The sequence below is a fragment of the Paenibacillus sp. VCA1 genome (assembly GCF_031583795.1).
GTDB lineage: Bacteria > Bacillota > Bacilli > Paenibacillales > Paenibacillaceae > Paenibacillus_AQ > Paenibacillus_AQ albilobatus.
Map to the genome: position 1 here is coordinate 427,082 of NZ_JAVLSX010000005.1, position 11,507 is coordinate 438,588.

Here is an 11,507-nt window from a genome sequence, read left to right on the forward strand (position 1 = left end):
ACGTCTGTTTCTTCTACTGTAACGCAGCAAATAGAGTATAATCGTCTATAAACATTGCTCATTTCGCATCAAAAGTCGCAATTCTTGCACAACAACGGAGGCGCACGCATGAACATTTTCCATAACTCCGCAGGAACGATTCAGGTCGACCACGTGGAACGAACCGGCTTTTACAGCATGATCAACGAACACATGCATCAAGGATACGAGCTTTACTATTTGTTTAGCGGGGAGCGGGATTATTTCATTCGGGACCGGACGTACCGGGTGAAACGGGGAAGCTTCGTGTTTATCGAAAAGGAGGAGCTTCACCGGACGATCGACGCGGGGGCGCCGAAACATGAGCGGGTCGTGATCAATTTCGCCGCGCCGCTGCTCGAAGGATCGGGGTTAAACGGACGCAGCGGGGTCGTCACTCTTGCTCCGCAGGATCAGTATAAGGGAGAAGCGCTCGTGAGGGAATTGATCGCGGAAGCGAAGGGGGATGCGCCGGGGCGCGACATGATGCTGGAGTCGCTGCTGAAGCAGCTGCTGGTGCACGTATTTCGCGCGCAAACGGAGCAGCTGGAACCGGAGGCCCAGCCGTCTGCCCTGCATCGGACGATGTCCGAGGTGGCCGAATACGTCGGATCTCATTACCGGGAGGAACTGCACCTGAAGGATGTGGCGGAGCGTTTTTTCGTGAGTCCGTATTACCTGAGCCGCAAGTTTAAGCTGTGCACGGGATTCGGATTTGCGGAATACGTTCAGCTTGTACGCATTCGGGAGGCGCAGCGGCTGCTCAGGGAGACCAACCTCAAAATGATCGAGGTGGCGGAACGTACCGGCATCGGGACGATTGCGAATTTCCATAAGCTGTTCAGGAAAATGAACGGCTGTTCCCCGCTGCAATACCGCAAGCTTCAGCGGACCTTGCCGGCGAGCGCCAAGGAATCGTCGACATGACGGGTACGCCGAGACATCCTATAGCATAGCGGGCATTGTCGGAACGATGATCGGGCTCAGGTTAACCTTGTAAAAGGGCTGCCGATGCGGCAGAGGATATCATTAAATCGTCGTTAATCGCCCTAAGCGACGCCGGCAAAGCCCGATGGATTTTTCCGATCCATCGGCCTTTAGTGTTTGTTTGCGGACATTAGGGTTCCGACATCCCGTAAAACGTGGAATAAAGTAGGAGCACATGCTGTAAATATGATCTTGAAAATCGAATATTTGTATTCTATAATTCAATTAATTAATTGAATATTATACTAAGGACGTGATCAAGACTTATGCCGAAGAACATGGGAAGAGACCTGGCCGGCTCCGCCAGTCAGCCGGAACATTCGCTGGCAACTTTGCGGCAGCTTCAAAGACGGACGCTGCTTATCGTCGTGATTGCGCAAATTTTTGCCGGCGCGGGGCTGGCGGCAGGCATCACGATCGGGGCGCTGCTGGCTCAGGATATGCTCGGAACGGACCGTTTTGCCGGCGTACCCTCCGCTCTCTTGACGCTTGGCTCGGCCGCCGCGGCTCTAATCATCGGCAGGCTTTCGCAACGTTTTGGCCGCCGCGCGGGACTGGCGGCTGGTTTTCTGACAGGAGGGCTCGGCGCTGCAGGCGTCGTCGTTGCGGCCGTAGCGTCGAATATTCCATTATTGTTTGTTTCGTTATTTATTTACGGCGCGGGTTCGGCTTCCAACCTGCAAGCGCGCTACGCGGGCACCGACTTGGCCAAACCGGGCGAGCGTGCCAAAGCGATCAGCATCATTTTGACTTCGACGACCTTCGGAGCCGTTGCCGGTCCAAACCTCGTTGATGCCATGGGACGTGTTGCGACCCGGATCGGCGTTCCCGCGCTGGCGGGTCCCTTCCTGCTTGCGGGAGCCGCGTTTATTGTCGCGGGTTTGGTGCTCCTGGTATTTCTGCGGCCGGATCCATTCCTGATCACCAAAGCGATGGCAAAAACGCCGCAAGCGAATCAACAGGTCGGCATTGAAAAGGATCAACCGCAGTCCATAAACTACCGGAAGACGGTTGTCGGGGCGACGGTCATGATTTTAACCCATGTCGTGATGGTGGCCATCATGACCATGACACCCGTTCATATGCAGCATCACGGGCATGGTTTGACGGAAGTCGGTTTGGTCATCGGCATCCATGTTGCGGCCATGTATCTGCCATCCTTAATTACCGGCGTGTTGGTCGATAAGTGGGGAAGAACGGTTATGGCCTATGCTTCAGGCGTTACCTTGCTCGCGGCAGGCCTTTTGGCTGCTTGGGCGCCGGCCGGTTCCTTGGCGCTCCTCATCCTTGCGTTGGCATTGCTGGGGCTCGGTTGGAACTTTGGTTTGATCAGCGGAACGGCGATCATCGTGGATGCGACGCCTGCGGCGGTCCGCGCCAAAACCCAAGGAACCATCGACGTGTTGGTCGCTTTGACGGGGGCTTCCGGAGGCGCTATGTCCGGAATGATCGTTGCGAATTCGAGCTACGCGACGCTCGCTTTAGCGGGAGGGCTGTTGTCCCTGCTGCTGATCCCGGTGGTCATCTGGTCTCGCCGGCGCTCCGTACAGCGGAAAGACACTCTGCCACTTGGGCCGCGCCAATCATTGGATCGGGAAGCTTAAGCCATGCAGCACTACTCAACGAATGAATAGGAAAATTGTTTCGTGTCCAGTCCCTTTGTATAATTGATTGAACGAACTTGAAAGGGCGGAGGAAGGGTGGAAAGTTTACCTTCAGCGAGAGAATTCAAAGACGAACTATACCGGCAATATGCGCGGATCGGAAAATGTTTGTCCAGCGACAAGCGGCTGGAAATTTTAAGCTTGCTTTCCCAAGGGCCCAAATCGGTGGAAAGACTGGCGCAGCAGTCGGAAATGAGCGTAGCGAACGTGTCCCGTCATTTGCAAATTTTGCTGGATGCCCGGCTAGTCAAGTTTCACAAACAGGGAACTTACGTCATCTATTCGCTGAGTTCCCCGGAGATTGCGGATTTTCTGCTTGCCCTATGGCGTGTTTCCGAGAGCCAGTTGGCGGAAATAACCCGAATCAAAGAAGACTTTTTGCAGCATTCCGATGATATGCAGACATTGTCGCTGGATGAAGTGATGGCGAAGTTGGAAGCCGGAACGATTATTTTGCTGGATGTGCGTCCCGCGGGAGAATACGAGGAAGGACATTTTCCGGGAGCGATTTCGGTTCCCATCGATGAAATTGACGCCTATATCCAAAATCTTGATCCGGATGTGGAAGTAGCCGCTTATTGCAGAGGACCTTATTGCGTATATTCGGCGGAGGTTGTCAAAAAATTGCAGGAAAAGGGATTTACGGCATACCGGCTTGCAGAGGAGTACCGGAACGGCGCGAGCATGGTGAAATAAGGTCACAAGGGGCTTCGCAAAGCGGAGTCCCATTTTCATTTCAGGTTCGTTGACCTCCGTCGGACGAAGACACCCGGCAATTAACTTTAAAGGCTGTCGAGTTCCCGACAGCCTGGGTAAGATGATTTCTAATGATCTGCGTATTTCAAATGTAATATAGGATAAGGGCGGCCTGCGCTGTCGGTCGCATCCTCGCGGATCACCTTAAAGCCGCTTTTCAAGTAAAATCTTACCGCATTCCCGTTTTGTTTATTGACGTCAATGGTTTGGATATGAAAATCGCGGATCAGGGAATGCAAAATTTGCCGTCCGTACCCTTGGCCGATTTTGCCAGGATCCAGGAACAGCATTTCCAAGTGGTTGTTGTTGATGCCGGAAAATCCGATGCAGGCGCCATTGGCGTACCACAGACGGACATCCACATGAGGCAAATACAAAGGGATTTCTTTTCTTATTTCCTGCCGGTCTTCGACGCTCAAAAAATGATGGGTCGCCATGACGGACCTTTCCCAAATATCGATAATCAGGCTAACGTCATTGGCGGTTGCTTTTCGGTTTTGCATTTTGGTATGCTCCTTTTTTTAGATTGATTATCACGCTCCTTTCGATTGCATATCAAAGATGGTAATGGTATATCTCCAATCCGCATAAATGTTCATATCCACCACTCATTTCCATGTCGGTGTCCGTAAGCGAGCAGACATCCATTTCGTTTAACAGCCATTATATCAGTAACTGTGGGGAGAGGGAATAAAACAAATGATCCAAGCCGTATTGTTTGATTTGGATGGCATCATCAGCAACGAATTCGGACGCTTTCAGATGAATAATGTCCATGGTTTGGGGATCGGGCATTATTTTGACGAAATTTTGATCTCCGAAACGGAAGGGATTCGGAAGCCCGATGCCGAAATATTCCAGATCGCATTGCAGCGTTTGGGAGTCAAACCCCATGAGGCGATCCGAGCAGCTAATAAAATACATAAAAACGATGAAGACTCAAAACCACTTGATACGCTGCATGGCGCAATAGGCCATCCATGGTCGCTGAAGACCGATTCCTTGGCGGGGGCGGTCTCATTTTCTTTTTGTACATCGTAAAACGCATACAAACCGAGAACCCGACCTTCTACATCCGAGATTCAAGGCCGGGTTTCGTAGTTTATGCCGTTCATGATCGGAAAGGAGGGATCTTCGGTGATCTTATTGCTCGTCGTCGTGTTGATCATCGCTTTCGCCGGAGTGATCGGAAACCAGTATTCCGGACTTCGACGAATGGAAGAGATGCAAAAATCATTGGATCAGATCAACCAAACTTTAAAAGAATTGAAAAAGGGTTAGGGGGTCGGATCTATGGAAAGCAAAATCGAAGCGGTGTTTATCGACCGTGATGGAACCATCGGCGGGACGGGCCATTTTGTTCACCCGGACGACTTTACGCTATATCCGAATGCGCAATCGGCGATTGATCTATTGAAGGCAAACCGCATCAAGGTGTTTGCTTTTACGAATCAACACCGGATTTCCCGGGGAGAAGCCACGATCGAACAATTTGAAAACCAGTTTAAAGAATTGGGATTTCATGGCGCTTATATTTGCCCGCACGGGATGTCGGAAAAATGCGAATGCAGAAAGCCGAAACCGGGGATGCTGCTTCGCGCCTCGGCAGAACATGGCCTGGATTTATCGAAATGCGTCGTGATCGGGGATGTGGGGGACACGGATCTGCTTGCCGCACATCAAGTGGGAGCCCAAAAAATATTGGTAAGAACAGGCTGGGGCGAAGGCTCATTGGGCGCTTTCCGCGACCGCTGGAAAGAAACGGAGCCGGATTTTGTGGCCGCGGATATTTTGGAGGCCGTTCAATGGATCGTAGGACGGACGAAGGACTAAACAGGAGGCGTAAATATGGGATATATCATGGACCTCAGAAAAACGGTCGGAAGCCGCCCACTCATCATGGCGGGAGCATGCGTGTTGTTGCTTCAAGATCACCATCTGCTGCTGGAGCTTCGGGAGGATAACGGATGCTGGGGGTTGCCCGGAGGTTCCCTCGAGCCCGGCGAATCGATGGAAGAAGTGGCCAAAAGGGAATTGTACGAGGAAACGGGCCTACTGGCTGAGGAGCTTGAACTGCTCGCCGTATTTTCGGGGCAGGAACTTTATTACAAATATCCGCATGGGGACGAGGTCTACAATGTCGTTGCAGCTTACGTTTGCAGCCGTTATTCCGGAGAAATTGCCGAAGACGGACAGGAAGTCGAAGAGTTAAGATTTTTTGGATTGGACAGCCTTCCGGACTCGATCAGCCCGCCGGATCGGCCTATCATCCAGAGGTTTCTGGAAATGAGGCGTGAACTAGTGCGATGAATGATGCGAAACTTTTGCAGCAAGCATCAAATTTTTTATCATAAAAATACGAGAGCCCAAATAGATGATCCTGTATGTATAAAGGCAGAATGGAGCAGACAGATGGAACAAGTCAATATTTCCGAATATAACCCGCATTGGGCTTTGGAATTCGAGCAGGAAAAGATGAAAATCGCCGAGGCGCTGGACGGAACCGTGCTTGGGATCGAGCATATCGGAAGCACTTCCGTTCCGGGCTTGGGGGCAAAACCGATCATCGACATCATGGCCGGCGTTTCTGCTCTGGACGAAATAACTCCTATGCACCGGGTCCGATTGGAACGGATCGGATACCATTTTGTCGATCATCCGCATTTTCCGGAAAGAAGGTTTTTTCGCCGGGGCGAGTGGCGGGCGGGGACGCATCATTTGCATGTCTATCGGCACGAGGGCGAACATTGGAACACGCAGCTCTTGTTTCGTAATTATTTGATCCGCCATCCGGAGGCTTTAAAGGAATATTTTCGATTGAAACAGCATCTCGCGCGGCAGTACCCGCATGACCGGGTGAAATATACCGAAGCGAAGGGTTCGTTTATCCGCAAAATCATCGAGTTGGCACGGACTGAAAATGAAAATTAAATCATCGAGGTGTTCGATATGAGTAAAGCTGTCCTTAAAAAATTGGAGCATATGCAAATTCCGGTAAAACATGTATCCGAAGCCGCTGAATGGTACGTTTCCCATCTCGGCTTTCAAGTGCTGGGCGTCTCCGAAGAACATCGCCATGCGTTTCTAAAGCTCCAAGAAGGGCCCATGCTCATGTTATGGGAGACAAATGACGAAACCGGCGCGAATTTTTCGGTGAACGGCCAAACGATGCCGGTTTTGCTGTATAACACGGACCAAATCCACGTTTTGCATGACCATCTGCATGAACTCGGCGTCGAAATTACGTTTTACCGAAATGAAGGTTTTGGATGGGTGCTAAAATTTATCGATCCAAGCGGAAACATGTGGGGCGTCATTCAACCGAATAACTAGGAATGGGGGAAATGCATATGGGATCGAGAGTGATGCATTACTGCATTTCAACGCTGCTGGCCCAGGAACTGGGCATCGATGACGATCAGTTTTTGCTGGGCGGCATCGCGCCGGACGTCCATAAATACATGAATGCACCGAAAAAGGATTCCCATTTCATCATTCTCCAAACGGAGTCAGAATTTGCCTGCGATTACCGCGGTTTTTGCCAAAAATATGAGCATCACATGAAAGATCCCTTTTTTCTCGGTTATTTTTATCATTTGATCTCGGACGACATTTGGGTGAAAGAGATCTATTACAAAAAAATCAAATGGCTGCCCCAGCCGGAAAAGAAAGAAGCGCAGGGGAAATATTACAGGGATTTTTGGCGGCTGAACGGAAAGCTAATCGACCGTTATGCCTTGACCTTGAAGCCGCTTGATGCGGAAGCCGTCCGAATGGATGAAATTGACTATACGTATCTTCCGGAATTGATCCGGGATTTAAAATCCGATTTTGCGATGAAGGATGAAGCCAAAGACGAGGCATTGGAAATTCTACGATTTGACGAGGTGATTGAGGTGCTGGAGAGCTCGGTGAAAGCATGCCTCGACGAGTCTAACGTGTAATGGATTTGAAGATGCTGAGCTTCTTATAAATGAGTCGGGCCGTTCCTAGTAGCATGGCAGGGACGGTTTTTTTTTGCCGTAAAGGCGCTGACGAGGGCACGAGACGCTTTAAATATAATTGTTCTTTATTATCTTTAGGATTGAAAATGGAACTAAAATATGAAATAGAGCCGTCATATTTTAAAAGAATCGGGGCGTTCATATGGAGAAACTTGAAAAAATAAAAGAAGCCTGGAATCGTTGGTCGGATACCGATTTTGCAAAATACCGCTCGGACGAACGGATTGCGAAGCTGATTGCCAACCCGGAATCCGCTTTTCATCATACGACCTATGACATGCTTCGGGAAATGATGCCTGACCTGCGGGGAAAAAGGGTTTGCGTTCCTTCCAGCGGGGATAACCATGCCGTTTTTGCGTTTCATCTGATGGGAGCGAACGTGACTTCGGTGGACATTTCGGAGCGGCAGCTCGAAAACGGCGCTTCGATCGCGCGAAAACATGGCTGGGGTATTGAATTTATCTGTGACGACACGATGGCATTAAGCAAAATCCCAAGCGGCGAATACGATTTGGTCTATACCTCCAATGGCGTACATGTATGGATTCACGACTTGGGTTCCATGTACCGGAATATAGCGAGAATTTTAAAGCCTGAGGGACATTATCTGATGTACGATGTACATCCGTTTACTCGTCCATTCGGAGATCGCACGGACGTGATTACCGTCGTCAAGCCGTACGATGCCATCGGCCCTTTCGGGGAAATTCCTACGTATGCGTGGCGTATGCAGGATTTCATGAATGCGCTGATATCGTCCGGGCTAAACATGAAAAGAGTCGAAGAAATGTATGCGGAATACAATACATACTGATTTGAAGTCAGCGGCGAAAGAGAGAACATGTCCCAAGAAGAGATCGACAAATTATACCAGTGGGAGCATAATCCTTTGGCTGCCATCCCTCAGTGGTTATCGATTCATGCGGTAAAAGGCGCCGGAAATTGACGTAAGATCATTTTCCAATCCGTAGTAAAGCTAATAGGTGATATGGTTCTCTCCAGTGCTTGATAAACCTCAAGCACTTCTTTAGCGTGTCTTTTTTTTTTCAATATAAACGAGTGATGATTAAAAATGTGTTGCAAATGGAGCGATGTTCCGTTTATAATCGGAACGCGGTTCCACTTAATTTTGTCTTTAGCGCACAAAGGCGGCGCCAGCCAAAAAAAATATTCATATCTCCTAAAGAAGGGAAGGAACATTATTATGGAATTGAAGATTAATACACCCTCGCCAATCGTCTCGGTGAAGCCGATCGTGTTATCAGCCCCGGGTCGTGGTGAGGATCTGCAAGTGAAAGTATCGGCGCCGACGACCGGTCGTAACTTACCTATCATTGTTTTCTCACACGGCTCCGGCTCATCGTTGGAGGGCTACGGCCCCTTGGTTGACTATTGGGCTGCACACGGCTTCGTGGTCATTCAACCCACCCATCTCGACTCGAGGACAGTGGGCCTTCCTCAGGACGATCCCCGCACACCACGGATCTGGCGTTTTCGAGTCGAGGATATGAAGCGCATCCTCGATCAGCTTGATTTCTTAGAAGCTGCCGTTCCCGGCCTCAGCGGGCGCCTTGACCGAAGCCGCATCGCCACAGCCGGACACTCCTTCGGCGGCCAAACGGCGGGCAATCTTTTGGGCTTGCGAGTCCTCAACCCGGAGACCAAGAAGGAGGAGGACCTGTCCGACTCGCGCATCAAAGCGGGCGTGCTGTTCGCCACCGCTGGGCAAGGCGGGGACAGCCTGTCACCGTTCGCGGCCGAGAACATGCCGCACCTGAACGTGAGCTTCGCACACATGACCACGCCCACCCTCGTGATCGCCGGAGAACAGGACGACGTCCCGCGTAAGTATCAGCTGACCGTCCGCGGGCCGGAATGGATGACCGACCCCTACTACCTCAGCCCGGGCGCCGAGAGCCTGCTCACCCTCTTCGGCGCAGAACACTCACTGGGCGGAATCGCCGGTTACGAGGTTAAGGAAACAACGGACGAAAACCCGGAACGAGTCGCCTTGATCCAGCGGGTCACATGGGCTTACCTTCGCCATGCACTCGATATTGAGCATGCCAGCTGGTCGGCAGTGCAAAAGATGTTGTCGGAGAGTGCCAACCCGATTGGCCGACTTGAATCCAAATAAAGTTCTATAAATGACAGTGCGCTCCCTCACCGGCATCGGCCGATGAGGGAGCGCACTGTCGAGTTCTGATTATTTCGTTATAGACAACCTCCGAGCACTTGGCGAGGCGTTAGCGGTTCGCGCGGTATCGCAATCCATCTACGAGCAGAGCTACAATATGTTGTGCATGAACAGTGTCGCCGTCGTGTACTGCCGTACAGAGGCTCGCGACCGCCCACAGCAATTCGTCCGGTTCGACATCGGCACGTACCTCACCGGCAGCTGTCGCTGCTTCAAGCAAGGTATTCAGTGCGGGACTTAGTTCCTTTACAAAGCAGACAGGCAAAGTCTCGTATGCGGGATCGTTTGAATGCAGAGCCGCGGCGAGTCCGCGTTTTGTCGCTATGAAGTCCAGGTAACGCTGCATCCAACGCTCCAGTGCCTCAACGGGTTCATATTTTGCGGCTAATTCTCCCGCAGCGTCAGCGCAAGCATCGATCTCCTGACGGAAGACTGCTTCGATCAAGTCCGAGCGTTGTGGAAAATGGCGGTACACCGTGCCGACGCCGACGCCGGCCTTCTCCGCAATCTCCCGAACCGGAGCATCTACTCCCGAAGTCGCGAACACAGTCATTGCGGATTGGAGCAAAGCATTAATGTTGCGCTGTGCATCGGCGCGCACGAACCGAACCGTGTGGTCGCGAGGCTCCGAGCCTTCACTGCGGTCTTCGGTTTTGTCGTTCATTAAGCAGCATCCCCCATAAGTTAATCACCAATTTACAAGAACGGAATCCTCCATTACTGGATTCCCGCACAATTATACTATTAACATAAATATGACTCAACCGTATAATCCGATTTCAACTCATTGTGTAGGGGGCAACCATACTTTCCGAAGATCCGGAATTGTAACGGGAACCCGAAAGCTCCATCCGTAGAACTCCCGGGTTTTTTCGTTATACTGCTTTGGTTTCGCCGGTTTTGCTGCGCTGCGGCCTGCCTTTGAACATGAGCGCTTTCAACGAATCCAGGTTGACGGCGACAATGCCGACGATAATCGTGATGCCGCCGATCACGGACAAAACGGAAATCGGCTCGCCGTACAAAACGGCGCCAAGGCAAAGGGCGATGAGCGGCGACACGTAAAGCCAGGTGGACGGGAATACGGGGTTCGTTTTGGCGATGAGCCAGTAGAAAATCGTATGGCCCGTCATGGAGCCGGCAAAGATCAAATAGAGCAGCGACAACACAGCTTTCGGCGCAAGCATGGGACCGATATCGACCGGTTCGGCGAATAAGGACAACACCAGAAGCATTGCTCCGCCATACATCATTTGGGCTGCGTTCAAAGCGATGGGGGACGTATCCTCAAACCGTTTTACGACACGGCGCGAATAGACGGTACCGGCCGAGTAAAACACTTGGCCCACCAACACGGAGATACATCCAAACACCCACAGTTTGCTGAAGTTGACTGTCAGGCCGGGCAGAAGCAGCAAAACGACGCCAACCGTGCCTATGAGACAGCCGGCGAGGGCGTGGATGGAAAGCCGCTGCCTCGCCATGGCGGTTTGAAGCCCCAAAATCATCAGGGGGGCGGTTGCCGACAAAATGGCGGCAATGCCTGAGCTTATATGCTGTTCCGCCCAGTATAGGGTGGCGAACGTGCCGAAGGTCAGCGCCGTTCCCGTCAAAAACATTTCCTTGCGAAACAGCAGGGACAACTTTGCTTTTCGTTTAATGACCATGTATGTCAAAAGGATGCTCCCTGCCAAAAGAAAACGGAGACCCGCAGAGAAAAAAGGCGGAGCCCCTGCGTCGATCCCTACTTTAATAGCCAAAAACGTCGTCCCGAACACGAGACACATCAGCGCATAATTCATAAATATCATGTCCATTCCTCCTTGTATTGCTTTATCATAAAAGAAACGGAATAGAACAGATGATATTTAACAGAACAGA

General features: G+C 51.2%; 15 protein-coding genes. 12 read left to right on the top strand and 3 right to left on the bottom strand.

From position 1 onward, the window contains the following. Positions 1 to 108 precede the first annotated feature (108 nt). The 3 genes from RJP21_RS13850 (at position 109) to RJP21_RS13860 (ending at position 3,365) form a co-directional block, all read left to right on the top strand. Positions 109 to 945, top strand: a complete 837-nt coding sequence (locus RJP21_RS13850; protein WP_310859759.1) for an AraC family transcriptional regulator — start codon at positions 109 to 111, stop codon at positions 943 to 945. A 338-nt stretch (positions 946 to 1,283) separates the two neighbouring features. Further along, entirely contained in the window at positions 1,284 to 2,609 is a 1,326-nt protein-coding gene (locus RJP21_RS13855) for an MFS transporter (RefSeq protein ID WP_310859898.1), read from the top strand. A gap of 96 nt (positions 2,610 to 2,705) precedes the next feature. Then, positions 2,706 to 3,365, top strand: a complete 660-nt coding sequence (locus RJP21_RS13860) for an ArsR/SmtB family transcription factor (protein WP_310859760.1) — start codon at positions 2,706 to 2,708, stop codon at positions 3,363 to 3,365. Positions 3,366 to 3,493: 128 nt separating this feature from the next. On the opposite strand, the gene RJP21_RS13865 is transcribed toward RJP21_RS13860, so the two are convergent. Beyond that, positions 3,494 to 3,928, bottom strand: a complete 435-nt coding sequence (locus tag RJP21_RS13865) for a GNAT family N-acetyltransferase (RefSeq protein WP_310859761.1) — start codon at positions 3,926 to 3,928, stop codon at positions 3,494 to 3,496. A gap of 196 nt (positions 3,929 to 4,124) precedes the next feature. On the opposite strand from RJP21_RS13865, the gene RJP21_RS13870 reads away from it, so the two are divergent. From RJP21_RS13870 to RJP21_RS13910, 9 genes are all read left to right on the top strand, one after another. Then, positions 4,125 to 4,466 carry an HAD family hydrolase gene (locus RJP21_RS13870; protein ID WP_310859762.1) on the top strand — a complete coding sequence of 114 codons (342 nt, stop codon included), beginning with the start codon at positions 4,125 to 4,127 and terminating at the stop codon, positions 4,464 to 4,466. 96 nt (positions 4,467 to 4,562) lie between these two features. After that, entirely contained in the window at positions 4,563 to 4,706 is a 144-nt protein-coding gene (locus tag RJP21_RS13875) for a hypothetical protein (RefSeq protein WP_201452065.1), read from the top strand. Between the two features lie 12 nt (positions 4,707 to 4,718). After that, the gene (locus RJP21_RS13880; protein ID WP_310859763.1) at positions 4,719 to 5,258 is read left to right on the top strand and encodes an HAD-IIIA family hydrolase; all 540 of its coding nucleotides are present in this window, start codon (positions 4,719 to 4,721) and stop codon (positions 5,256 to 5,258) included. 15 nt (positions 5,259 to 5,273) lie between these two features. Beyond that, positions 5,274 to 5,735, top strand: coding sequence for an NUDIX hydrolase (locus RJP21_RS13885; RefSeq protein ID WP_310859764.1), 462 nt, complete (start codon positions 5,274 to 5,276; stop codon positions 5,733 to 5,735). A gap of 102 nt (positions 5,736 to 5,837) precedes the next feature. Further along, complete coding sequence (locus tag RJP21_RS13890) at positions 5,838 to 6,356, top strand: GrpB family protein (protein WP_310859765.1); 519 nt, start codon at positions 5,838 to 5,840, stop codon at positions 6,354 to 6,356. An 18-nt stretch (positions 6,357 to 6,374) separates the two neighbouring features. Next, entirely contained in the window at positions 6,375 to 6,758 is a 384-nt protein-coding gene (locus RJP21_RS13895) for a VOC family protein (RefSeq protein ID WP_310859766.1), read from the top strand. A 17-nt stretch (positions 6,759 to 6,775) separates the two neighbouring features. Next, positions 6,776 to 7,369, top strand: coding sequence for a hypothetical protein (locus tag RJP21_RS13900; protein ID WP_310859767.1), 594 nt, complete (start codon positions 6,776 to 6,778; stop codon positions 7,367 to 7,369). Positions 7,370 to 7,571: 202 nt separating this feature from the next. Beyond that, positions 7,572 to 8,243 carry a class I SAM-dependent methyltransferase gene (locus RJP21_RS13905; protein WP_310859768.1) on the top strand — a complete coding sequence of 224 codons (672 nt, stop codon included), beginning with the start codon at positions 7,572 to 7,574 and terminating at the stop codon, positions 8,241 to 8,243. A gap of 390 nt (positions 8,244 to 8,633) precedes the next feature. Beyond that, positions 8,634 to 9,566 carry an alpha/beta hydrolase family protein gene (locus RJP21_RS13910; RefSeq protein WP_310859769.1) on the top strand — a complete coding sequence of 311 codons (933 nt, stop codon included), beginning with the start codon at positions 8,634 to 8,636 and terminating at the stop codon, positions 9,564 to 9,566. A 109-nt stretch (positions 9,567 to 9,675) separates the two neighbouring features. Here the strand turns inward: RJP21_RS13910 and RJP21_RS13915 are convergent, their stop codons facing one another. After that, the gene (locus RJP21_RS13915; RefSeq protein WP_310859770.1) at positions 9,676 to 10,290 is read right to left on the bottom strand and encodes a TetR/AcrR family transcriptional regulator; all 615 of its coding nucleotides are present in this window, start codon (positions 10,288 to 10,290) and stop codon (positions 9,676 to 9,678) included. A gap of 211 nt (positions 10,291 to 10,501) precedes the next feature. Next, positions 10,502 to 11,437, bottom strand: a complete 936-nt coding sequence (locus RJP21_RS13920; protein ID WP_160037523.1) for a DMT family transporter — start codon at positions 11,435 to 11,437, stop codon at positions 10,502 to 10,504. Positions 11,438 to 11,507 lie beyond the last annotated feature (70 nt).

Coding starts and splice junctions, on each gene's coding strand:
- RJP21_RS13850 (WP_310859759.1), top strand. CDS start 109: ATGAACATTTTCCATAACTCCGCAGGAACGATTCAGGTCGACCACGTG.
- RJP21_RS13855 (WP_310859898.1), top strand. CDS start 1,284: ATGGGAAGAGACCTGGCCGGCTCCGCCAGTCAGCCGGAACATTCGCTG.
- RJP21_RS13865 (WP_310859761.1), bottom strand. CDS start 3,928: ATGCAAAACCGAAAAGCAACCGCCAATGACGTTAGCCTGATTATCGAT.
- RJP21_RS13870 (WP_310859762.1), top strand. CDS start 4,125: ATGATCCAAGCCGTATTGTTTGATTTGGATGGCATCATCAGCAACGAA.
- RJP21_RS13880 (WP_310859763.1), top strand. CDS start 4,719: ATGGAAAGCAAAATCGAAGCGGTGTTTATCGACCGTGATGGAACCATC.
- RJP21_RS13885 (WP_310859764.1), top strand. CDS start 5,274: ATGGGATATATCATGGACCTCAGAAAAACGGTCGGAAGCCGCCCACTC.
- RJP21_RS13890 (WP_310859765.1), top strand. CDS start 5,838: ATGGAACAAGTCAATATTTCCGAATATAACCCGCATTGGGCTTTGGAA.
- RJP21_RS13895 (WP_310859766.1), top strand. CDS start 6,375: ATGAGTAAAGCTGTCCTTAAAAAATTGGAGCATATGCAAATTCCGGTA.
- RJP21_RS13900 (WP_310859767.1), top strand. CDS start 6,776: ATGGGATCGAGAGTGATGCATTACTGCATTTCAACGCTGCTGGCCCAG.
- RJP21_RS13905 (WP_310859768.1), top strand. CDS start 7,572: ATGGAGAAACTTGAAAAAATAAAAGAAGCCTGGAATCGTTGGTCGGAT.
- RJP21_RS13910 (WP_310859769.1), top strand. CDS start 8,634: ATGGAATTGAAGATTAATACACCCTCGCCAATCGTCTCGGTGAAGCCG.
- RJP21_RS13915 (WP_310859770.1), bottom strand. CDS start 10,290: ATGAACGACAAAACCGAAGACCGCAGTGAAGGCTCGGAGCCTCGCGAC.
- RJP21_RS13920 (WP_160037523.1), bottom strand. CDS start 11,437: ATGATATTTATGAATTATGCGCTGATGTGTCTCGTGTTCGGGACGACG.